We start from the raw sequence: 22,664 nt of genomic DNA on the forward strand, positions 1-22,664 counted from the left end.
CCGATGTTTGACGTTGCCGTGATCGGTTGCGGCCCCGTGGGAGCAATGGCCGCCAACCTGCTGGGAAAGCAGGGTCTTTCGGCGATTGTGCTCGAAAAGGAGACCGATCACTACCCCCTGCCCCGCGCGGTCCACCTCGACCACGAGATGATGCGCCTGTTCCAGAGCGCGGGGGTAATCGACCGGGTCGAGCCAGACATGGTGGCGACTGACGGGCACCTCCACGTCGGTGCCGACCACGGCGTGATCCGCTACATGGGCACGGTCGGCAAGCCGCGTCCGTTCGGGTGGGCCAACGACTATTTCTTTTACCAGCCCGAATTCGAGGCGCACCTGCGCGCGGCCTTTGCCGACAAGGGCCGCATAGGGCTGCTGCCGGGCGCAGAGTTCACCTCCCTGTCGCAGGGTGACGATGGCGTAACAGTTGCTTACGCGCAGGATGGCGCGCAGCGCAGCCTGACCGCGCGCTGGGTGATCGCCGCCGACGGTTCGCGCAGCCCTGTGCGCAAGGCGCTGGGCGTGAAGCTCGACGATCTGGGCTTTGAGGAGCCGTGGCTGGTTGTCGATGCCGAGGTCGAAGGGCCAGTGACTTTCCCCGACTTGACCGGCGTGCCCGAAGGCGCGGACTTGCAGCGCCTGTCGGTGATGATGTGCGATCCCAATCGCCCGGCCACGGTGGTCCCTGGCCGTCGCAACCACCGTCGCTGGGAGTTCATGCTCCTGCCGCATGAAGACGATGCCGAGATGATGCGCGAGGAGAATGTCGCGGCCTTGGTTGGCGCGTGGATGAAGGACGTGCCGCACAAGATCGTGCGTGCCGCCACATATCGCTTCCACGGGCTGGTGGCGGAGCAGTGGCAGGTCGGACGGGTTTTCCTCGCCGGAGACGCCGCACACCAGACGCCGCCGTTCTTCGGCCAGGGCATGTGCCACGGCCTGCGCGATGTGGCGAACCTTGCGTGGAAGATGGCGGCGATCGTCAACGATGGCGCGGACGAAGCCATCCTGACGACGTACCAGCCCGAGCGTGACCCACACGTGCGAGGCGTCATCGGAACGGCCGTGGCCGCCGGGCGCTATATCTGCGAACTCGATCCGGCCAAGGCGGCGGAGCGTGACGCCAGCATCCGCGCGCAATCGGCACAGAAACAGGGCGAGACGGCTGCAGACCTGATCCCGGCCATTTCGGCAGGGTTCGTGGCGCAGGGCACGCCTGCAGCGGGCCAGCGCTTCATCCAGCCAATCCTTGCCGATGGTCGCAAGCTCGATGATCTTGTCGGCCAGGGCTGGCGGCTGTTTGTGCGCGAGGGCGGTGATGGCGACGTGATCGCCGCCAGCGAACTGCCCGACAACGGCGCGGTCACGCACTGGCTCGAGGCGCGCGAGGTTGAAGCCGTGCTGGTCCGCCCCGATCACTACGTGTTTGGCACCGGCGCTGCGACAGACCTCATCGCCCTGCGCGATGCGATGCTGCGCCAGAAGCAGCAGATCACCGCATGAGCCTGACCCTCCACGCCGCCCAGACCATCGTCACCGCAGCGCTGGCCGAGGCGCGGTCGCGCAGTGCGAGGCCGCTTGCGGTGATTGTGCTTGATGCAGGAGGCCTCCCTGTCGCCTTTGCGCGCGAGGACGGGGCAAGCCTGTTCCGCCATGATATCGCCCGCGCCAAGGCGATGGGCGCGCTGGGCATGGGCGATGATACCCGCATCCTGGCCGAACGAGCCAAAGGAAATCCCGCCTTCTTCCAGAGCGTAAGCGTGGCGGTGGGTGGCAATATCGCCTTCTCGCCTGGCGGCGTGCTGATCCGCGCGCGCGGCGCGATCATCGGTGCCGTGGGCATCAGCGGCGATACCGGCGAGTGCGACGAGCTTTGCGCCTTTGCCGGTCTGAAGGCTGCAGGCTTCGATCTGGAGAACAACAAGTGAAGTTGAGAAGCATCGAACTGGCCCTGCCCGATCCCGCTGGCGCGGCCGCGTGGATGGTCGACGTCTGGGGCCTCTATCCCGCCGAGGTGCGCGGGAGCGTGCATTACCTGCGCGGCACCGGCACGATGCCCTACCTTGTTGCGTTCGAGCAATCGGATGCCGAGTTCGTGCGCTCGACCACGTTCACCTGCTCCGACGCGGAACTTGCCGCGATCAAGGCCCGCGTGGCCGACAAGGGCTGGGCGGCAAGACCGGTGACCTCAACCGATCCGGGCGATGGCGCTGGCCTGCTCGTCGAACTACCCGAGGGCACGATCCTGCGGTTCCTGGCCGGATCGAGCGAGGTTGATCCCATCGACGGCTTTTCCAAGGCCAGCAAGCGCGTCTCGCCGGTCAAGCTGACGCACGTGGTGTTCAACTCTACCGATGCCGAACTCCTGGGGCATGCCGTGGAGGACGTGCTCGATTTTCGCGTGTCGGACCGGACGAAGGGCATGGTCTTCGTGCGCTGCAACGACAGCCACCATTCCACCGCCTTTGCCCGCGCCGGGTTCGCCAGCCTCAACCACGTGGCTTTCGAAATGGACGATCTCGACGCGGTGATGCGTGGCATTGGCTGGATGCGCGATAACGGCTTTACGCCCGCGTGGGGCCCGGGCCGCCATGGGCCGGGCGACAATGTCTATGCCTACTACATCGCGCCGTTCGGCCCGGTTATCGAATATTCGACCGCAGTCGAGAAGGTGCCGGCAGACTACCGCACCGGCGAGCCCGACGACTGGACCTGGCCCGACAATCGCATCGACCAGTGGGGCGTCTCGGACAAGGACTTTGCTCGCCTGCGCATTGCTGAAGAGCGCTTCCGTTGCCGTCGGGACTGGGACCCTCAACCACTTTGACTGCACCACTTTGAGAATCGACAGACGAGGTTTCGTCGGCGGCGCGGCCGCCCTTGCGCTGGCAGGATCGGCGGTGCAGGCAAAAGGCGTCCTCAGGGGAGACAAGACCATGGCCCGTTACATCAGCTTCCGCCGCCCCGACGGCACCCCCAGCTTCGGCCGCCTCGATGGCGAAACCGTGCATGACCTCGGCACACAAGGCGCAGCGGCGTGGCTCAAGGACGCCGTGGCCGGTGACCTTTCTGCGCTGGCCATTACGGCAACTTATCCTCGCGCCGACGTGCGCCTGCTGCCGCTGATCCCCAATCCGAACAAGATCCTTTGCGTGGGCCTGAACTATGCCACCCACGTCGCCGAGACGGGGCGCGACCAAAAGGAATACCCCGCGATCTTCACCCGCTGGGCCGACAGCCTGATCGCCGATGGCGAACCGCTGGTGCGCCCGCCCGAGACCACCCGCTTCGACTACGAGGGTGAGCTCGCCGTCGTCATCGGCAAAGGCGGCCGACGCATCTCGCGCGAAAATGCGCTGGAGCATGTCGCCGGGTATTCGGTATTCAACGATGGTTCGGTTCGGGACTGGCAGCGCCACAACATCCAGTTCACGCCCGGCAAGAACTTCCCCGGCACCGGCGGCTTCGGCCCGGCGCTCGTCACGTCTGACGAACTGCCCGATCTTGCCGCACAGCGCGTGCAGACCCGCATCAACGGCCAGCTCGTGCAGGACCAGCCTGTGTCGGACATGATCTGGGACATTGCCTTCGTGATCGAATACTGCTCGACTTTCACCACCTTGGAACCGGGCGACGTCATCGCCACTGGCACCCCCGGCGGCGTGGGAGACAAGCGCAACCCGCCGCTCTATATGAAGGCCGGAGACGTCGCAGAGATCTCGATCGGCAAGGTCGGCACACTGACCAATCCTGTCATCGACGAGGCTTGAGGCGAAATGGCGCTTGAACGCCCCATCCGGCGAGAGACACGCGCCAGCACGGTGATCAATGCGGTGCTGAGCGCCGTTTTCTTCCTCGCAGTATTCGGCACCGAGGCGCGCCTGCTTTCCTTTGGCGCGCCGGATCAACTGGCGCGTGATTTTCTGCCGCAAGGCGGCGTAATCGCGCTGATGGCGACCTTGGTGCCGGCATTTCTGATCCGAAAGGCATTGCGCAGGCAAGGCAATGTCGGGCCAGCGACAGGCGCAATCCTGGGCCAAGCGGCACGATCGGTTGCCGCCGGATTGGCGTTAAGTGCGATGTTGATGGCTGTCTGTTTTTACGGGCCGGTAGCAGATGTCGACTGGGTGCGAGCGTTCGGGGCCAAGGTGATGTTCGGCGGCTTGCTGGGTGCTGCGATAACCAGATGGTCGCTGGGGCGACTGTTCGGACAGGAGCAAGGCTGACATGGACTACGCAAGAGCCATTGCCGCCATGGGGACCACGCTCGGGCCGCGAGTCGTCGAGGCCTGTCGCGACCTGTTCGATGCCGAGCAGCGTGATCTGGCCTCCCGCGTGGCGCCTGTGGCGATTGACTGCGTTTATGGGCCACATGAGCGCCACCGGCTTGATCTTTATCGCGCCAGTGACGAGCGCGATCTGCCGGTCGTGCTGTTCGTGCATGGCGGGGGTTTTCGTCACGGCGACAAGGGCGACAATGGCTCCTGGCAGAACGCAGCGGTAGCCCGCACGATGGCGGAAGCCGGGTTTCTGGGTGTGGCGATGAATTACCGCCTGCTGCCGAATGCGCGCTGGCCGGAAGGTGGCGAGGATGTGATTCAGGCCGTGGAGTGGCTGCGCAGCAATGCCGCTCGCCATGGTGGTAATCCGAACAGGATCGTCATCATTGGCACTTCGGCAGGCGCGGTGCACATCGCGACCGCCCTGAAGCTGAACGCCGACCTGCCGGTCGCAGGCGCGGTGCTGCTCTCAGGGCTTTATGGCTACACGCCGCTCGATGAGAAAGACGAGCCTTACTACGGTCCCAACCACGAATATGCCGGCAAGATGCCGCGCGAGGCCTTGGCTTCGACGAACGTGCCTCTGCTCGTTGCCTGCGCGCAGTTCGATCCGCCACGCTTCCAGGCGGAGTTTCTGGGCCTGATGAGAGAGCGCCTTGACAGGCATGGACACATGCCGCGCGCGGTCACGTTATCGGGACACAACCACTATTCGATGGCGATGCACATTGGCACATCCGATCGCCGACTTGCGGACGAAATAATATCTTTTGTCAGAGGCTTGGAAGGGTGACCTCCCAATTTAGCTGAATTTTCGACAAATGCCGTCGCGCCCATTGCCAACCCTTTTCGGAGGGGCCCGCAGACATTATGTCGGCAGGCATGGTAGCGTCCGAACTCGAAATGCTTCTCGTTTCCCGGCTGGTCCGCGAGATCGGCGGCACAGCGCAGTCCTGGCGCAAGGCTGTAGGGACAGTCATCGTCCGTGACCGGAAGACACACGCGCACTGCAACTGGGAAATTCGCCCTGGCGGTACGCAGGCCCAGCGCGCGGCGATCGAACTGTTGCTCGATGACGTGAGGCTTCGCTATCCACTCGTGGCCGAAGGCTGAGGCGATCAAATCTCGACCTGGCTGCCCAGTTCGATGACGCGATTGGTCGGCAGCTTGAAGAATTCCATCGCGCTCTCGGCGTTGCGCACCATCCATGCAAATAGCTTCTCGCGCCAGATCGCCATGCCGGGACGGCTTGACGGAATGAGCGTCTGGCGGGCCAGAAAATAGCTGGTGTCAGACGGGCGCATCGCCCCGCCGGCACGCGTCTCGAGCGCCATCTCAGCGGGCAGATCTGCCTCGTCCATGAAGCCGAAGCGCAGCAGTATGCGATAGAAGCCGTTACTGAGGTCAATGACCTCGCGGCGGCGCGCAGCGGGAACGTGCGGCACGCCTTCGGTCACGACCGTCAGGATGATCACGCGCTCGTGCAATATCTGGTTGTGTTTCAGATTGTGGAGCAGCGCCGGCGGTACGCCTTCAGCACTCGATGTCAGAAAGATCGCATTTCCTGCCACGCGCTTGACCCGCCCGCTCGACGATTTGAGGAACAGTTCGATGTCCATTGCATCCTCGGCAAGCCTGTCGCGCACGAGGTTGCGGCCCGTCGCCCACGTCGTCAGCAGCGTGAATGCGACCGCCGCAACGAGCAGCGGAAACCAGCCGCCGTCAGGAATTTTCGTGACGTTCGAGGCAAAGTAAAGCCCGTCGATGAGGAGAAATCCGCCAGTTATGGTGATCGACGCCAGCGGCGGCCAACGCCACACCTTCCAGGTCAATATCCCCAACATGCAGGCGGTGATGAACATCGTTCCCGTGACGGCGATGCCATAGGCAGCTGCGAGGTTGCTCGAACTTCCGAAGCCGAGGACGAGCAGTATTACCAGCAGCAGCAGGAGCCAATTGACCACCGGGATATAAATCTGGCCCGCCGCACTGGCGCTGGTGTGCAAGATCTTGAGCCGCGGCAGGAATCCCAGTTGCACGGCCTGTTGCGAGACAGAGAATGCTCCCGAGATGACCGCCTGACTGGCGATGATCGTGGCCATGGTGGCCAGTACGACTAGCGGCAGGCGTGCCCATTCGGGGGCGAGAAGGAAGAACGGGTTCTCCACCGCAGCCGGATTGGCGACGAGCAGTGCCGACTGTCCGAGATAGTTGATAAGAAGGCAAGGAAACGCGATGTAAAGCCATGATATCATGATGGCTTTTCGCCCGAAGTGCCCCATGTCGGCATAGAGCGCTTCAGCGCCCGTTACTGCCAGTACCACCGAGCCTAGCGCGAGGAAGGCAAGCTTTGGATCGATGAGGAAGAATTCCACCGCATAGTGCGGGCTCAACGCCCACAAGACCTCGGGCGCCTGCGCGATGTTCATCAGACCGAGCCCCGCTAGCACGATGAAATAGACAATCATCACGGGGCCAAATAGCCGACCGACGACTGCTGTTCCGCGCGACTGGATTGCGAACAGCGCCACGAGGATGCCGATCGACAAGGGTAGTACCCATGCCGAAAAGGCGGGGTTGACCACACTAAGCCCTTCGACCGCCGACAGCACGGAGATCGCGGGCGTGATGATCGCGTCGCCATAGAACAGGGCCGTCGCGATCACGCCGAGCATCGCAACGGCCGGCGTCCATCGACTTGTGCCGAGCTTTCGCCCGATCAGCGCGAGAAGCGCCAGACTGCCGCCCTCGCCCTTGTTGTCGGCGCGCAGGATCACGAAGACGTACTTGACCGTGACGATCAGCATCATCGTCCAGAATATCAGCGACAGCACGCCGAACACGTGCGGACGATCGACCGCCAAGGGATGGTGACCGATGAAGCTCTCTTTCAGCGCATAGAGTGGCGATGTGCCGATGTCGCCGAAGACAACGCCGATTGCCCCCAGTGCCAGCGCTGACAGCTTTTCACCGTGCTGTGCATGTTCGGACGGCACCTCGTCCAGGATAGCTTCGCTCATGACTTGGCAAATAGGCGCGAGCAGCGCGACTGCCCACGAACTTTACGCAATCTTTACGGGGCAGGCGATGTTCCCCGTGGAATCTTAACGGCAACCAGACGCACATGCCGTTCCGCACAGGAATTGCGGGACGCCCTCAATGCTCGAAAAATTACACTTCGCGAGTGCCGGCACGATAGGCTTGGCCAAGGATATCGGCCTTCGCGCTTTCGGCGCACTCCTGCTTGCTGCAAGCTACGGCATGGCGCTGCTCCTGCACCGCCAGCTCGCGACACCGCATCATGGCCAGGCCACGCTCGCGGATCTTGCCATTGTCGCGTCCGCCTTCGCGGCGCTCGTATCTGGCCTTGCCTTTGCCGTCGAGGGCGCTGGGCTGTTCCGCCTCGTGCCGATGCCCCCGCGCAGCTTTCTAACCTGAGAGGCTTCATAATGTCCGACCTTGCCTGGCTGGCCCTGCTCGGCTGCCTTTTCCTGCTCACGCTTGCCTTCGTTCGTCTTTGCGAAAAGGCCTGAGGACACCGCCATGACCACACCCCTGCTTCTTGCAGCCCTTACCGCTGCGGGCCTGCTTCTCTATCTCCTCGCCGCCTTGCTGCGGCCAGAACGTTTCTGAGGGGGCTGCGATGACTATTGCCGGCTGGAGCCTCATACTCCTGTTCACTGCACTTACGGTGGCGCTCGCCAAACCTATCGGGTCATGGCTCTTTGCGCTTTATGAGGGGCGTAGCACTCCCCTCCATCGCGTGCTCGGCCCTCTCGAGCGCGGGTTCTACCGGCTATCCGGTATCCGGCCTGAGACTGAACAGGGCTGGCGCGCCTACGCGCTGCACATGCTGCTGTTCCAATTGGTGCTGACGGCATTCAGCTACGCGATCCTGCGGCTGCAAGCGATACTTCCGCTCAATCCACGAGGACTGGCCGGCGTTTCACCTGATGGCGCTCTGAATACGGCCGTATCGTTCGCCACAAACACCAATTGGCAGTGGTACTCTGGCGAAGCGACGCTCGGCAACCTGGCGCAGATGCTGGGCCTGACGATCCATAACTTCCTCTCGGCCGCTACTGGCATCGCCATCGCCTTTGCCCTGTTCAGGGGCTTTGCGCGCTCGGAAGCCAGGACTGTCGGCAACTTCTGGGCCGATGTCACCCGCGTTACCCTCTACCTGCTGCTGCCGATTTGCGTGGTCTATGCCCTGTTCCTGGTCGGTTCGGGAGTTCCGCAGACTTTCACGTCAACGTTCGACCTGACAACGCTTGAGGGCGTCAAGCAGACGCTGGTTCTTGGCCCCGTGGCAAGCCAGGAGGCCATAAAGATGCTCGGAACCAACGGTGGCGGCTTCTTCAATGCCAATAGCGCCCATCCGTTCGAGAATCCGACCGCGCTGACCAATCTCGTCCAGATGCTCTCGATCTTCGCCATCGGCTCGGGCTTGACCTATTGCTTCGGCAAGGCCGTCGGCAACACGCGCCAGGGCTGGGCAATCCTCACGGCGATGATGGTGCTGTTCCTCGCCGGCGTCAGCGTCACCTACTGGCAGGAAGCAGTCGGCAATCCCGTGCTGCATCAGCTTGGCGTGGCTGGCGGCAACATGGAGGGCAAGGAAGTCCGCTTCGGGATCGCCGCCAGCGCGCTGTTCTCGGTCGTGACGACGGCGGCCTCGTGCGGCGCGGTCAACGCCATGCATGACAGCTTCACCGCATTGGGTGGCATGATCCCGCTGTTCAACATGCAGCTGGGCGAGATCGTCGTCGGTGGCGTGGGTGCCGGCATCTACGGCTTCCTCCTGTTCGCCCTGCTTGCCGTCTTCATCGCCGGCCTCATGGTTGGACGCACGCCCGAGTATGTCGGCAAGAAGATCGAGGCGCGCGAGGTCAAGCTCGCCGTGCTGGCAATCGCCATGCTGCCGCTGTGCATCCTGGGCTTTACAGCGCTAAGCGCGGTCCTGCCTTTGGGCCTGGCTGGTCCGCTCAACAAGGGGCCGCACGGCTTCAGCGAGATACTCTATGCCTTCACCTCGGGCACGGCAAACAATGGTTCGGCCTTCGCCGGGCTGACCGCCGGGACGCCGTGGTACAATGGCCTGCTCACCATTGCGATGTGGATCGGGCGCTTCTTCATCATCGTGCCAGCCTTGGCCATCGCCGGAAGCCTTGCCGCCAAGAAGCACACGCCCGAGACGGCAGGTTCATTCCCGACGACGGGTCCACTGTGGATCGGCCTGCTGGTTGGCATAATCCTTATCGTCGGCGGGCTCACCTTCCTGCCCAGCCTCGCTCTCGGCCCAGTCGCGGATCACCTCGCGATGGTCTCCGGCCAGCTGTTCTGAGGACAACTCCCAATGACAAATGCATCATCCATGTTTTCGGGCGAGCTGGTCGCGCCCGCCATCGGCGGCGCCTTCCGGAAGCTTGATCCGAGGAAACTCGTGCGCAACCCGGTGCTGTGCACCACGGCTGTCGTCGCCGTTCTGCTCACGCTGCTGCTGGCGATCGGGGCCGAGCCGCTGCCATTCGGCTTTCAGGCACAGCTGATTGCCTGGCTGTGGCTGACCGTGCTGTTCGGCACCTTTGCCGAAGCTTTGGCCGAAGGGCGCGGCCGGGCACAGGCCGCCTCGCTGCGCGCCACCAAAAGCGACCTCACCGCACGCCTGCCCGATGGCCGCACCGTGCCGGCATCGCAATTGAGGCGCGGTGACGAGGTGATTGTAGAAACCGGTGACCTGATCCCGGCCGATGGCGAGGTCATCGCTGGCGTCGCCTCGGTCAATGAAGCGGCAATCACCGGGGAGAGCGCTCCGGTAATCCGCGAGGCCGGCGGCGACCGTTCAGCCGTTACCGCCGGCACGCGCGTCATCTCGGACTCGATCCGCGTGCGCGTGACGCAAGAGCCGGGTCAGGGATTCCTCGACCGCATGATCGCGTTGGTCGAAGGCGCCGAGCGCCAGAAGACGCCCAACGAGATCGCGCTGACGATCCTGCTGGTGGGCCTGACGATCATCTTCCTGATCGCCGTTGCCACGATCCCGGCCTTTGCCACTTACGCTGGTGGCAGCATTCCCGTGGCGATCCTCGCCGCGCTGCTGATCACGCTGATCCCGACGACCATCGCCGCGCTGCTTTCGGCAATCGGCATTGCCGGGATGGACCGCCTTGTCCGCTTCAACGTGCTGGCGAAATCGGGGCGTGCGGTGGAGGCCGCGGGCGACGTCGATGTGCTGCTGCTCGACAAGACCGGCACAATTACCATTGGTGACCGCGCCGCCAGTGAATTGCGTCCGGTCAGCGGCGTGGCCGTGGCGACCCTCGCGCATGCGGCAATGCTCGCCAGCCTCGCAGACGAAACGCCCGAAGGCCGCTCAATCGTGGTGCTGGCGCGCGAAAAGTTCGGCCAGCAAGCGGACAGATTGCCAGTCGAAGCTGAAGTCATCCCCTTCACCGCCCAGACTCGCATCTCGGGCGTGCGCACTTCTGCTGGATTGGTGCAGAAGGGCGCGGTCGACGCGATCCTGCGCGCCAATCCGGAAGCGGCGACAGGCACTGCAGCGGCGGAACTGCGCCGTCTATCAGAAGACATCGCCCGCACGGGGCAGACTCCGCTGGCCGTGGCACAGGACGGACGCCTGCTGGGCGTTATCGCGCTAAAGGACGTGATCAAGCACGGCGTGCGCGAGCGCTTCGGCGAACTTCGCCGCATGGGCATCCGCACGGTGATGATCACCGGCGACAACCCGCTGACCGCTGCCGCCATCGCCGCCGAGGCCGGGGTCGACGATTTCCTTGCCGAAGCCACGCCCGAAGACAAGCTGGCGCTGATCCGCAAGGAACAGCAAGGCGGCAAGCTGGTGGCGATGTGTGGCGATGGCACCAACGATGCGCCCGCGCTTGCCCAGGCCGACGTCGGCGTTGCCATGAACACGGGCACGCAGGCCGCACGCGAGGCCGGAAACATGGTCGATCTCGACAGCGATCCGACCAAGCTCATCGAGATCGTCGGCCTCGGCAAGCAGTTGCTGATGACGCGCGGTGCGCTCACCACCTTCTCGGTCGCCAACGACGTTGCCAAGTACTTTGCCATTATTCCGGCGATGTTTGTCGCGCTCTATCCGGGTCTTGGCGTGCTCAATGTCATGGGACTTGCATCGCCCGAAAGCGCAATCCTTTCAGCGATCATCTTCAATGCGCTGATCATCCCTGCGCTCGTGCCGCTGGCGCTCAGGGGCGTGGCCTACAAGCCCATGGGGGCAGGCCCGCTGCTGGCGCGCAACCTTGCGGTCTATGGCCTTGGCGGCCTGATCGCACCCTTCATTGGCATCAAGGCAATCGATCTTGCCATTGCCGGTCTCCACCTCGTTTGAGGAGCACTTTCCATGCTCAAGGATCTTGCCACCGCCCTGCGCCCTGCGCTGGTCATGACCGGCCTTTTTGCCGCCCTGCTTGGGCTTGCCTATCCGCTGGCCATCACCGGCATTGCCCAGACGCTGTTCCCCGCCGCCGCCAATGGCAGCCTGATCGAGCGCAATCGCGCAGTCGTGGGTTCAACCCTGATCGGCCAGGCGTTCACCGGCACGGGCTACTTCCACCCGCGACCGTCCGCCGCAGGCAATGGCTACGACGCCACAGCCTCTTCCGGCTCCAACCTTGGCCCTGCCAGCAAGGTCCTTGCCGACCGCGTCGCGGCCGACAGCGCCACTCTCAAGACATCACCGGGAGTTTCCGTTCCGCCTGACCTGGTGACCACTTCCGCCTCGGGGCTCGATCCCCATATCAGCCCCGAGGCGGCCTTTTTTCAGGTTCGCCGCGTCGCAGGTGCGCGCGCCATGACGGAAGGAAGAGTACGTGAACTGGTGGAGCGCCATGTTGAAATGCCGCTGGCTGGCTTCATAGGAGAGCCGCGCGTGAACGTGCTCGAACTCAATCTCGCACTCGACACGATGGCCCCATTGCGCGCAAACGGGAGCCGATGACCCCGCCACGCCCCGATCCAGACGCCCTGCTGCGTGCCGCCACGCGTGAGGGAAAGGGCCGCCTCAAGGTTTTCCTTGGGGCGGCGCCCGGCGTCGGCAAGACATTCGAGATGCTGCTCGAAGGTACGGCGCGCAAACGCGCGGGGACGGACGTGGTGATCGGCGTCGTCGAAACCCATGGCCGCCGTGAAACCGCAGAGCACGTCCAGGGCTTCGAGATCATCCCGCGCCGCCGCGTGAACTACCAGGGGCATGTGCTCGAAGAGATGGACATCGACGCCATCATCGCCCGGCGCCCTGCCCTCGTGCTGGTCGACGAACTTGCTCATACTAACGCGCCGGGCTGTCGTCATGACAAGCGCTACCAGGATATCGAGGAACTGCTCGATGCCGGCATCGACGTCTATTCGACGCTGAACATCCAGCACCTCGAAAGCCTCAATGATCTGGTTGCCTCTTTCACCAAGGTCCGGGTGCGCGAGACCTTGCCTGACCGCGTGCTGGACGACGCCGAAATCGAGATCGTCGACATTCCGCCCGACGAGTTGATCGAACGGCTTCGGCAAGGCAAGGTCTACGTTCCCGACGAGGCCGCTCGCGCTCTAAGCAGCTTCTTTTCCAAGTCGAACCTTTCGGCCTTGCGCGAACTTGCCTTGCGCCGGGCAGCGCAGGCGATTGACGCGCAGATGCTCGACTACATGCGCGCCAATGCAGTAGGCGGGGTCTGGGCAGTCAACGATCGGCTTGTCGTTGCAATTAGCGAGCAGGCCGGTGCTGCTGAACTGGTCAGGGCCGCCAAGCGCCTGGCCGATGCCTTGCGCGCCCCATGGACTGCCGTCCATATAGAGACCCCGCGCAGCGCCCGCTTCAGCACGGACGATAACACCCGCCTTGCCGAGACCATGCACCTTGCCGCGCAGCTCGGCGCGCAGGTGGCAACGGTACCTGCGACCAGCGTCATCGAGGGGCTGAAGGCGTTCGCCAACGCCTCGCAAGCTACGCAGCTGATCGTCGGAAAGACTGCCCGCTCGCGGTGGTTCGAACTTCGCCACGGCTCGGTGGTTGACCGACTGGTGCGTGAAGCCCCAGGCCTTGCGGTCCATGTACTACCGCTAGAAGCAGGGCTGGCGAGAGCTGGTCTGCCCCAACAGCGCGCGGCAAGACCATGGGGATCTCCCGCTGGTTATGCCGTCTCCATGTTGCTGGTCCTGCTTGTCAGCCTTGTCGGGGCAGCCGTGTTCGAACGCGGCAATATTGCCAATATCGGCTTTCTCTTCCTGATTCCGGTCATGGTCGCGGCTACGCGCTATGGACTTCGCACCGGCATCGTCACGGGCCTTGCTTCGTCGCTCGCCTACAATTTCTTCTTCATTCCGCCCACCCACACCTTCACGATCGAAGACCCGCAGAACATTCTGACGGTACTCGTCCTTCTTAGCGTTGCCACTGTCAGCAGCCAGTTGGCTTCTCGCGTGCGCGAACAGGCGCTGCTTTCGCAGGCAAGCTCTGAACAGAACAGCGCACTTGCAGGATTTGCCGGAAGACTGACCGGGATCAGCACGACGGACGAACTGGCGCAAGTCGTCTGCACCGAAATTGCCCGCATTCTTGACGGCAATACCATCGTGCTGTTTCCCCAAAGCGAGCGCCTCGAAATTCGCGCGGCATGCCCCGCTGGCGCGAAGCTGGAGACGCTCGATGAAGCGGCAGCGCAATGGGCACGAGACAATATCAAGCCCGCCGGGCGCGGATCGGACACGCTTACCGCGTCGGAATGGTTGTTCATGCCCGTGGGCAAGACCGATCAAGTGATGGCAGTGTTCGGCCTGTCACGCTCGGATGCGCAGGCGCCGGTGCGGGCAGACCAGCTTCCTTTGCTGCTGAGTTTGCTCGATCAGGCCGGCCTTGCTCTTGGTCGTATCGCGCTCGAAGATGAAATGGCGGCGCTGTCGCACGTGCGCGAGCGGGACCGCCTGCGGCACGCCCTGCTCTCCTCCGTCAGCCACGATCTGCGCACGCCCTTGACCACGATCCTGGGATCCTTGGGCGAACTGCGCGCCACCTCCCCTGAACAGGAAGCCATGCTTTCGGCAACACGCGCCGAGGCCGATCGCCTGCACCGCTTCGTCGGCAACCTGCTGGACATGGTGCGGATTGAGGCCGGCTCGCTGCGCCAGACTATCGAACCTGTCGACCTGGCTGATGCAGTCGAGAGTGCGCTTTACGATCTGGCTGCGATCCTGCGCGAGAATGTCGTCGTCCGCGACATCGCTTCGGACCTTCCGTTTGTGCTGGTCGATCCGCAACTGTTCCATCACTGCCTGATCAACCTGATCGAGAATGCGGCGAAGTATGGCGGGCCCGGCAGTTCGCTTCGCCTGTCGGCCAGCAGCGGCGAGGACGGCGTTGTCCTGTCGATAGAGGATGAAGGGCCGGGCATTATTGCGGGACAGGAACAACGTGTGTTCGAGACCTTCACGCGGCTCGAGGGCTCGGATCGGCAAGGCGGGACAGGCCTTGGCCTGGCGATCGTCAAGGGTTTTGCAGACGCAATGGGCCTTGCGGTGCGCGCAGCGAACCGGGAGAAAGGCGCAGGCGCGCGTTTCACGATTTCCTTCCGGCCCGACCAGACCAGGGAGTATGTCGAGGCATGAGTGGCCAGCACGCGGTTCTGGTGGTGGATGACGATGCGGCTATCCGCAGACTGCTTCATGCAGCTCTCAGCCGGGCCGGCCACAAGGTGACCGAGGCGGAGAACGGGCGTGCCGCCTTGAACGCCGTCCAGATCGACAAGCCTGACATTGTCCTGCTTGATCTCGGCCTGCCGGACCGGGATGGGCTGGAACTCATCCAGCTTGTCCGCAGTGCCGGTCCTGCGGTGATCGTGGTGTCCGCTCGGGATGCGACCGACCAGAAGGTTGCAGCGCTCGATCTTGGCGCAGATGACTACGTATCAAAGCCGTTCGACAGCGAGGAAGTGCTGGCCCGCATCCGCACGGCCCTTCGTCATCGACTGTCGCGTCATGCCCAGTCGGCCGTGATTTCCATCGGTGATGTCGAGATCAACCTTGCCGACCGCATGGTGACAAAACTCGGAGAGGAGATCCACCTGACCCCGAAGGAATTCGGGCTCCTCGCCGAACTGGCAAAAGCGCCCGGCAAGGTCATAACGCATGCACAACTGCTGCGTGCGGTCTGGGGACCGGGACACGATACCGATGTCGAATACCTGCGCGTTGCAACGCGCGGCATTCGCCGCAAGCTTGAAAGCGATCCGTCCCAGCCCAGTCTCATCCGCAATGAGCCTGGCGTAGGATACCGGTTGACCAACATTTGATGGCGCGCATCTGACATCTGCCGCGATTTAGCGCACGCGGCTTGCACCGGCTTCCCAAGCTGGCCCCTGCAAACAGCGAACCTCTCCGCTCGCCATAAAATGATTTATGGTCGGTGGTTCTTTTGCTTGGCTTTCCTGATCACCTGCCGGGCCTATCTGTCGTTGCATTCGTAGCGTGCGGCAACGCGCCATCGACGCAGGACCTTATCGGCTTGCGCGCCGTATTGGCATCTGCAGCCGCACACTGAAGTCAGATGTCCGGGCAGCCCCCCGCCCGCCTCTCTTATGCAAGGAACAGTTTCATGACCCGCATTCTCATGATTGCCACTTCGGCCGATCGCATGATCCCCGGTACCGAGCCGACCGGCGTATGGCTCGAGGAACTGACCACCCCATACTACGCCTTTATCGATGCCGGGGCCGACGTCACGCTTGCTTCGATCAAGGGTGGGGCAATCCCGGTCGACGAACGCAGCGTCAATTCCGATGGCGAAAACGACGCCTCTGTCGAACGGTATCTCAAGGACGAGACGCTCAAGAGCGCGGTTGCCGACACGCCGTCTTTCGCCAGCCTGGATACGACCTCGTTCGATGCGGTCTTTTTGCCCGGCGGCCATGGCACGATGTTCGACTATCCCGGCAGTGAAGAACTTGCCCGGCTGGTAGAACGCTTCGATCGCGAAGGCCGCATCGTGGCTGCCGTCTGCCATGGGCCTGCCGGCCTCGTCTCTGCGAAGAAGCCCGATGGCACGCCGTTTGTGGAAGGTCGCCGCGTTGCCGCTTTCACGGACAGTGAAGAACGCGCTGTAGGGCTGGATCAGGCTGTTCCGTTCCTGCTCGAAACCCGCATGAAGGACCTGGGTGCAATCCACGAGGCCGGCCCGGACTTCCAGCCCTTCGCCTTGCGCGACGGCAATCTGGTCACCGGTCAGAACCCGGCCTCGGCCACGCGTACCGCCGAACTCGTCCTCGAAGCTCTCGACGCAAAGGGTGCCTGATCATGCATTATCTGCACACTATGCTCCGAGTGACCGATCCCGAGGCGTCGGTCCGCTTCTTCGAACTGCTGGGTCTCAAGGAGACCCGGCGGCTAGAGAGCGAACGCGGGCGCTACACGCTCATCTTCCTGGCCGCCGACAAGGACTTTTGCGGCCAAGGCCAGCCAGGCAAGGCGGAGGTCGAGCTTACGTGGAACTGGCCGCCGGAAGACGGCAGCGCGCCTGAAAACTACACCGGTGGTCGAAACTTCGGCCACCTCGCTTACCGGGTCGAGGATATCTACGAAACCTGCGCCCGGCTGAAGGCCGGCGGCGTGACGATCAATCGCCCGCCGCGCGATGGCCACATGGCGTTCGTGCGCTCACCCGATGGGATCTCGATCGAACTGCTGCAGATGGGCGAACACAAGGCGCCGCAAGAACCGTGGGCCTCGATGCCGAACGTTGGAGAATGGTAATGGCCAAGCTTTTCGAGCAAATCGATGTTGGCGGCCTGTCGCTCGCCAATCGCATCGTCATCGCACCGATGTGCCAATATTCGGCCGAAGACGGCGCAATGACCGACTGGCATCTCATTCATCTCGGCCAGCTCGCCTTGTCCGGCGCAGCGGCACTGACGATCGAAGCCACCGCCGTAAGTCCGGAAGGGCGGATCAGCTATGGTGACGTCGGGCTTTATGACGATCGTACCGAAGCGGCAATGCAACGCGTCATCGACGGCGTGCGGCGCTGGTCGGACATGCCGCTCATCATTCAGCTCGCCCATGCCGGTCGCAAGGCCAGTACGGCCAAGCCGTGGCATGGCGGCGCACAGATCGCTCCCACTGCACCCAATGGGTGGCAAACGGTCGCGCCCAGTGCCCTGCCATTTGAATCCCACGAAAACGCGCCGATCGCGCTGGACCGAGCCGGCCTTGATGACATCCGCAAGGCTTTCGTCGACGCCGCCCGCCGCGCTGATCGGGTCGGGCTAGACGCCATCCAGATTCACGCAGCGCACGGCTATCTTCTTCACGAATTTCTTTCGCCTCTCTCCAACCGGCGCGAGGACGAATACGGGGGCAGCCTTGAAAATCGCATGCGCTTCCCGCTTGAGGTGTTCGATGCCGTTCGCGCGGCTTTTTCACCGGACAAGGCGGTTACCGTCCGCGTTTCGGGCACGGATTGGGTGGAAGGCGGATGGACCGTTGAAGAAACTGCAATCCTTGCGGCAGAGCTGGAAGCACGCGGCTGTGCCGCGATCCACGTTTCCAGCGGGGGGCTCGACCCGCGCCAGACGATCCCGGTTGGCCCTTCCTATCAGGTCCCCTTGGCCAACAAGGTCAAGCAGGCTGTTTCCATTCCGGTCATAGCGGTCGGACTGATAACCGATCCGCATCAGGCAGAAGCGATCCTGCAAGCTGGCGAGGCAGATGCCATTGCCATCGCCCGCGGTGTCCTTTGGAACCCGCACTGGCCCTGGCATGCCGCTGCTGCACTGGGCGCTGCAGTCAAGGCGCCACCGCAGTACTTGCGCTCCGAGCCGCGGGGTGCCGGGCGGGTACTTCAGGAGATGAAGCCATGAGAAAGTGGACAACGCTATTGCTTGCTGCTGCAACCATCTCGCTCGCAGCCTGCGCGACCACGCGCAGCCAGGTTCCGCTTGCCGTTGAACGAGTCGCGACTTTCCAAGGTGCGATGCCAACGGGTGTGACTGTCTCACCAAGCGGGCGCACATTCGTCAATTTCCCGCAGTGGGGCGATAACGCACCCTTTGCTGTTGCAGAACTGATTGATGGCAAGGCGGTCGCCTATCCGGATGCTGCCACGAACCGTCCTGATCCCGCCGATCCCGCAGGCCACTTCATTTCGGTCCAGAGCGTTGTCGCGGACGGAGCCAATCGGTTGTGGGTGCTCGACACCGCCGCTCCCAGCTTTTCCCGTCCACAACCGGGCGGCGCAAAGCTTGTGGCAATCGACTTGGCAACCAACAAGATCGTGAAGACGATTGTCCTGCCCTCATCGGTGGTGCTGCCAACAACTTACCTGAATGACGTTCGCCTCGATCTTCGCCATGGTGAGGAAGGTGTCGCCTATATCACTGACAGCTCCAATGCCGGGGTCGGCGGGATCATAGTCGTCGATATTGCCAGCGGGCGTTCAATCCGCCGTCTGTCCAATCATCCGACCATGAACCCAGAGCCCGGCTTCTCTCCGGTAGTCGATGGCGAAGTCCTCATGAATCGCCCCGCCAGCGGTGCTGCCACGCCGCTTGCGATCGCCAGTGACGCGATCGCGCTCAGCGCTGATGGGAGTCTGCTCTTCTACGGGCCGCTATCCGGCCGCACGCTGCACGCGGTTCCGACTTCACTGCTGCGCGACCCGCAAACATCTGACGCCGAACTCGAGCGGGCTATCCGCGACATGGGGAAAAAGGGTGCATCGGACGGCATCGCCGAGGACGACGCAGGGCGGATCTTTGCCGGTGATTATGAAAACAACGCGATCCGGGTTCTGGACCGCGGCAATTGGTCAACAGTCATAAGCGATCCCCGCATCAGTTGGCCCGACACGCTTTCAGTCGGAAACGACGGGTATCTCTATTTTATCGCCAACCAGCTGCATCGCCAGCCCGGCTTTCATGGCGGTGTCGATCGCCGCCAGAAGCCATACGAATTGCTTCGCATCAAGATCGGCACAAAGCCCGTCCTGCTTACGAAGTGATAACGGACAGGGGTCAACCCAGCACCGAGCGGTCGATCTGCGCGACGCTCGGTGCACCGGTTATTGCCATCACTTCGGCAAGTTCAGCCTGCAGAAGTCTGAGCACGCGCTCGACCCCGCCCGAGCCGCCCGCAGCAAGGCCCCACAGCACCGGTCGTCCGACCAGAACGCTCCTTGCGCCCAGCGCCAGTGCCCGCAGAACGTCGGCACCGCTGCGAATGCCGCTGTCTGCATAGACTTCAATATCCGTGCCCACCGCGTCGACAATCGAGGGCAGCGCATGGGCGACCGGCTGGGAACTGCGCAGCCCTTGCCCCGCATGGTTGGAAACGATCAGCGCGCTCACGCCATGATCGCGCGCGCGGATCGCGTCATCCGCGCGGATCACGCCCTTGAGGATCACGGGCAAGTCAGACAGGCCGCGCAACCACTCAACGTCGGCCCAAGTTGCCTTGGCATCCGGGAAAGTGGCTCCAATCGGACGGTCGCCATAGTCGCGGATCGCATACATCATGTGCTCCGGTTCCTGCCAGCGCTGGAACAGCCCCTGCGCGGCAAGGCGCATCGGGCGCGGGAAAGCGGGCATGACTGGGAGGTCGACGGTGAAGACCAGTGCCGAGGCACCCGCCGCCACGGCGCGGGCGACGACGTCTTCCACAACGCCGCGATCGCGCATGAAGTAGATCTGCAGCCAGTAGCTCCCGCTCGCCACCGCTCCCACCGCCTCGGGCGGGCGCGTCCCCATCATACTTAGCGTGGTGATGGTGCCTGCCGCGACTGCTCCGCGCGCGGTCGCCACCTCACCTTCGGGATCGATCAAGGTCGATCCGACGAACGGCGCGGTCATGACCGGCATTGCGATCTTGTGCCCTAGCACCGTAACCGAGGTATCGATATGAGAGACGTCGACCAGCGCCCGCGGCCGCAGGTGCATCGCCTGCCAAGCCGCGATGTCGTCTTGCAACGTGCGCTCCATACCCACGTTGTTGACGAAGTTGCGGTAGGCTTCGGGCATCAGCGGTTCGGTCGCCGCACGAAATTCGCCAACGTCGAGCAAGTCCTCCTGCTGCGTCACCTGTTCGAAGACCGTTTCTGCCATGATGCCCGTTCCCTTTCAATCAGCCCGGCTTGCGTTCGGTGATGGTAGGCAGGTGTCTGATCGGCTCGATCGTGATCGCGCGGAAGTAGGTCTCAGACCCTTCCGACTGCAGCTGGATCTTACCTGCGGTCAGGGGCACCTTTCGGCCATTGGCGTCCTTCGTGGTAAGGTTGGTCGCCGCCATCACTGGCACGCCGTTGACGACGTGGATCGACTTGTCGCCGAAGACATAGAGGTCGAGCGAATTCCACTCGCCCAGCGGCTTTTCCGCGTCCGTCCCGGCATCGACGTTCCACGTCGGGTAGATGAGAGGCGCGGGCAGGCCGCCATGGAAGTAGCGGCGGCCAGGATAGGGGATCGATGGATCGTTGGCGATCGGCACCGTCGCACCGACTCGCCAGTCGACCGTCTCGAACGAAGGCTTGCCCTTGGAATCCCCCACCGTCAGCAGCATGCCGACCGAGTGCGGCACCACCTCGAACTCGATCGCGCTCATCCACGTGCCGAAGAACGCGCCATAGGCCCCGTGCGAGTGATAGAGCACGCCGTTGTTGCGCGGCATCGGCATCCACGTGTTCGCGCCCCACTTGTAGTCGACGTGGAGGTGGTAGTTGCGGTGGGCCGCTTTGGTGATCAGTCCGCCGAACAGCTTGCCGCTGGAATAGATTGCCGGTGCGCCGTCTTCCTGGACAATCTTGAACACGCCAAAGGTATCTTTATTTAGTCCGATCGGCGCGCTGTTGGGTGTGCCATAAGTTGTGGCCGGCACGCTGTAGCCGAGCCAACTGTCCCATCCTGTCAAGTCACGGCCATTGAAGAGCTTCCGGGGCGCGGCCTTGCTGCGCGGCGCATTGGTCAGCACGAGGTCCTGCCTGCTGTAGGCCGGATCCTTGGCAATCAGCGCCTTCTGTTCGGGCGTCGAACCATCGGGCGGGCCATCGGCAGCAATCGCGCTGGCAGGAACAAGCAGGGCAAGACTGGCGGCAAGATGGGCTGCAAGAAGACGGTGGCGTGCGGACATTTCGGGAAGCTCCATCAAAAGTGAGAAATCAGTGGTCCGAGCTGCTTTCGGTCAAATCGAATGGCGATGCGGTCAAGGCGATCAGCGCCGCGTCTGCTTCAGGATCGATGGTCGCCGGGCGCTCGCAGGTGGAAACGAGATCGATTACCGAGCGCGTGCTCGCCGACTTTACGATGGCTTCCATCACCTCGACCGAATGAACGATGAACTCTGCACCGGTGCGGTGCCTGCTGCCGGTGCGAATGGCGAGTGCGAGATCGACCAGCCCGGCGCCGCGATAATCGGCCACGACGCGCCCGGTATGGTCATGGCGGTTGGGCGTGGCAAAGCCTTGGTCCGCGGTGGCGAGGGTCGCGCGCGGCTCAGGCGGCGCAATCACCGCAGGCTCGCCACCGAAAAACATCGGATCGGCCATGGCCAGGATGCCGCCCGACCCGAACAGTTCCCCCGGCCGCAACGTCGGCACCACCACGTCGAGCGAGATGATGAAGCTGACCGAGGCTGCTTCGAACTCCAGCACCGTGTTGAACGAGGTGTCGACCGTGACCGGAAACACCGTGCCCTGCCGAGGCCCGCGCAGGATCGTGCGCTCAGTCTTCCCTGCGCCAGAGACCGAGAACACCCGCTTCACTGGCCCCAGCAGGTTGATCCACATAGTGGTGTAATAGGGTCCGGCATCGAACGGCGGCTCACCACCGGGGCGGTAGAACGCCTCGGGGTTGGTATGAAACAGCTCGAGCCCCGGCAGGCCGAGGAACGAAGTGCCGAACACAGGCCTGCCGATGGCGCCCGCATCGAGCGCCTTGCGCGCGGCCTGGTGCGCGCTGCCATAGAAGGTGTCGGGGGCCGAGCCGATCAGCAGCCTGCGGCTCTCGGCAAGGTCGGCCAGCCGCCGTGCCGCCGCATGCGACAGGGCGAAGGGCTTTTCCGAATAGACGTGCTTGCCCGCCTCCAGCGCCGCGCCGTTGATGGCCTCGTGCGCCACGCCCGGCGTGAGGTTGACGACAAGCTCGATCGCCTCATCCGCCAGCAGCGCGGCCACCGAAACGGCACGCGCCCCGAACAAGGCGGCCTTTTCGGAAGTCGCCTGAGGGTCGCGCGTGGCGATGGCGCGAAGTTCCACTGCCGGCGAGCGCGTGATCGCGTTGAGATAGACCGTGCTGATATCGCCCGCGCCGACGACGCCGATTTTGACAGGTTCCATCCATCCCTCCCGCGCAGGCGCGGGCCCACCTGAGCCTTTCG

The 22,664-nt window shown here is 63.4% G+C and carries 22 protein-coding genes; 18 read left to right on the top strand and 4 right to left on the bottom strand.

Annotated features, from left to right (window positions below; translation table 11 throughout):
- Nucleotides 1-3: 3 nt before the first annotated feature.
- The 7 genes from B9A23_RS03740 to B9A23_RS03770 all read left to right on the top strand — a co-directional run bounded on the left by B9A23_RS03740 (nucleotide 4) and on the right by B9A23_RS03770 (nucleotide 5,390).
- A complete protein-coding gene (locus tag B9A23_RS03740) occupies nucleotides 4-1,500 on the top strand; it encodes a bifunctional 3-(3-hydroxy-phenyl)propionate/3-hydroxycinnamic acid hydroxylase (RefSeq protein WP_084277868.1) in 1,497 nt (498 codons plus the stop codon).
- Complete coding sequence (locus B9A23_RS03745) at nucleotides 1,497-1,925, top strand: GlcG/HbpS family heme-binding protein (protein ID WP_084277543.1); 429 nt, start codon at nucleotides 1,497-1,499, stop codon at nucleotides 1,923-1,925. Before B9A23_RS03740 ends, B9A23_RS03745 begins: the two co-directional genes overlap by 4 nt.
- Nucleotides 1,922-2,824: a VOC family protein gene (locus tag B9A23_RS03750; protein WP_084277544.1), complete on the top strand. Its 903-nt coding sequence runs from the start codon at nucleotides 1,922-1,924 to the stop codon at nucleotides 2,822-2,824. The genes B9A23_RS03745 and B9A23_RS03750 overlap by 4 nt, the downstream gene beginning before the upstream one ends.
- A gap of 109 nt (nucleotides 2,825-2,933) precedes the next feature.
- Entirely contained in the window at nucleotides 2,934-3,767 is an 834-nt protein-coding gene (locus B9A23_RS03755; RefSeq protein ID WP_084277869.1) for a fumarylacetoacetate hydrolase family protein, read from the top strand.
- 6 nt (nucleotides 3,768-3,773) lie between these two features.
- Nucleotides 3,774-4,223, top strand: a complete 450-nt coding sequence (locus B9A23_RS03760) for a hypothetical protein (protein ID WP_084277545.1) — start codon at nucleotides 3,774-3,776, stop codon at nucleotides 4,221-4,223.
- Nucleotide 4,224: 1 nt separating this feature from the next.
- Nucleotides 4,225-5,070, top strand: a complete 846-nt coding sequence (locus B9A23_RS03765; protein ID WP_084277546.1) for an alpha/beta hydrolase — start codon at nucleotides 4,225-4,227, stop codon at nucleotides 5,068-5,070.
- Between the two features lie 77 nt (nucleotides 5,071-5,147).
- Nucleotides 5,148-5,390, top strand: coding sequence for a hypothetical protein (locus tag B9A23_RS03770; protein ID WP_084277547.1), 243 nt, complete (start codon nucleotides 5,148-5,150; stop codon nucleotides 5,388-5,390).
- Nucleotides 5,391-5,395: 5 nt separating this feature from the next.
- Here the strand turns inward: B9A23_RS03770 and B9A23_RS03775 are convergent, their stop codons facing one another.
- A complete protein-coding gene (locus B9A23_RS03775) occupies nucleotides 5,396-7,297 on the bottom strand; it encodes a potassium transporter Kup (protein ID WP_084277548.1) in 1,902 nt (633 codons plus the stop codon).
- A gap of 139 nt (nucleotides 7,298-7,436) precedes the next feature.
- Between B9A23_RS03775 and B9A23_RS03780 the strand changes: the two genes are divergently transcribed.
- From B9A23_RS03780 to B9A23_RS03830, 11 genes are all read left to right on the top strand, one after another.
- A complete protein-coding gene (locus tag B9A23_RS03780; RefSeq protein WP_084277549.1) occupies nucleotides 7,437-7,715 on the top strand; it encodes a hypothetical protein in 279 nt (92 codons plus the stop codon).
- Between the two features lie 105 nt (nucleotides 7,716-7,820).
- Nucleotides 7,821-7,910, top strand: coding sequence for a K(+)-transporting ATPase subunit F (gene kdpF, locus B9A23_RS03785; protein ID WP_084277550.1), 90 nt, complete (start codon nucleotides 7,821-7,823; stop codon nucleotides 7,908-7,910).
- Nucleotides 7,911-7,920: 10 nt separating this feature from the next.
- The gene (kdpA, locus tag B9A23_RS03790) at nucleotides 7,921-9,624 is read left to right on the top strand and encodes a potassium-transporting ATPase subunit KdpA (RefSeq protein WP_084277551.1); all 1,704 of its coding nucleotides are present in this window, start codon (nucleotides 7,921-7,923) and stop codon (nucleotides 9,622-9,624) included.
- Nucleotides 9,625-9,636: 12 nt separating this feature from the next.
- Nucleotides 9,637-11,652 (top strand): potassium-transporting ATPase subunit KdpB, encoded by a 2,016-nt coding sequence (gene kdpB, locus B9A23_RS03795; protein ID WP_176217875.1) that lies wholly within the window; start codon nucleotides 9,637-9,639, stop codon nucleotides 11,650-11,652.
- A gap of 12 nt (nucleotides 11,653-11,664) precedes the next feature.
- Nucleotides 11,665-12,261, top strand: coding sequence for a potassium-transporting ATPase subunit KdpC (gene kdpC / locus B9A23_RS03800; RefSeq protein WP_084277553.1), 597 nt, complete (start codon nucleotides 11,665-11,667; stop codon nucleotides 12,259-12,261).
- Nucleotides 12,258-14,915 carry a sensor histidine kinase gene (locus B9A23_RS03805; RefSeq protein ID WP_084277554.1) on the top strand — a complete coding sequence of 886 codons (2,658 nt, stop codon included), beginning with the start codon at nucleotides 12,258-12,260 and terminating at the stop codon, nucleotides 14,913-14,915. The genes kdpC and B9A23_RS03805 overlap by 4 nt, the downstream gene beginning before the upstream one ends.
- Entirely contained in the window at nucleotides 14,912-15,598 is a 687-nt protein-coding gene (locus B9A23_RS03810; RefSeq protein WP_084277555.1) for a response regulator, read from the top strand. The genes B9A23_RS03805 and B9A23_RS03810 overlap by 4 nt, the downstream gene beginning before the upstream one ends.
- A gap of 302 nt (nucleotides 15,599-15,900) precedes the next feature.
- Nucleotides 15,901-16,596 carry a type 1 glutamine amidotransferase domain-containing protein gene (locus B9A23_RS03815; RefSeq protein ID WP_084277556.1) on the top strand — a complete coding sequence of 232 codons (696 nt, stop codon included), beginning with the start codon at nucleotides 15,901-15,903 and terminating at the stop codon, nucleotides 16,594-16,596.
- On the top strand, nucleotides 16,596-17,054 hold the full coding sequence (locus B9A23_RS03820; RefSeq protein ID WP_176217894.1) for a VOC family protein: 459 nt from the start codon (nucleotides 16,596-16,598) through the stop codon (nucleotides 17,052-17,054). Before B9A23_RS03815 ends, B9A23_RS03820 begins: the two co-directional genes overlap by 1 nt.
- Complete coding sequence (locus B9A23_RS03825; RefSeq protein ID WP_084277558.1) at nucleotides 17,048-18,160, top strand: NADH:flavin oxidoreductase/NADH oxidase; 1,113 nt, start codon at nucleotides 17,048-17,050, stop codon at nucleotides 18,158-18,160. Before B9A23_RS03820 ends, B9A23_RS03825 begins: the two co-directional genes overlap by 7 nt.
- Nucleotides 18,157-19,299, top strand: coding sequence for an L-dopachrome tautomerase-related protein (locus B9A23_RS03830; protein WP_084277559.1), 1,143 nt, complete (start codon nucleotides 18,157-18,159; stop codon nucleotides 19,297-19,299). Before B9A23_RS03825 ends, B9A23_RS03830 begins: the two co-directional genes overlap by 4 nt.
- Nucleotides 19,300-19,312: 13 nt before the next feature.
- Here B9A23_RS03830 and B9A23_RS03835 read toward each other — a convergent pair whose 3' ends face one another.
- Genes B9A23_RS03835 through B9A23_RS03845 form a run of 3 tightly spaced genes read right to left on the bottom strand, consistent with a single transcriptional unit; the run spans nucleotide 19,313 to nucleotide 22,623 of the window.
- Nucleotides 19,313-20,398 carry an alpha-hydroxy acid oxidase gene (locus B9A23_RS03835; RefSeq protein WP_084277560.1) on the bottom strand — a complete coding sequence of 362 codons (1,086 nt, stop codon included), beginning with the start codon at nucleotides 20,396-20,398 and terminating at the stop codon, nucleotides 19,313-19,315.
- Nucleotides 20,399-20,417: 19 nt separating this feature from the next.
- Nucleotides 20,418-21,419 (bottom strand): 3-keto-disaccharide hydrolase, encoded by a 1,002-nt coding sequence (locus B9A23_RS03840; protein WP_084277870.1) that lies wholly within the window; start codon nucleotides 21,417-21,419, stop codon nucleotides 20,418-20,420.
- A 28-nt stretch (nucleotides 21,420-21,447) separates the two neighbouring features.
- Nucleotides 21,448-22,623, bottom strand: a complete 1,176-nt coding sequence (locus B9A23_RS03845) for a Gfo/Idh/MocA family protein (RefSeq protein ID WP_084277561.1) — start codon at nucleotides 22,621-22,623, stop codon at nucleotides 21,448-21,450.
- Nucleotides 22,624-22,664: the final 41 nt, after the last annotated feature.

The organism is Novosphingobium sp. B1 (assembly GCF_900176395.1).
Classification (GTDB): Bacteria; Pseudomonadota; Alphaproteobacteria; order Sphingomonadales; family Sphingomonadaceae; genus Novosphingobium.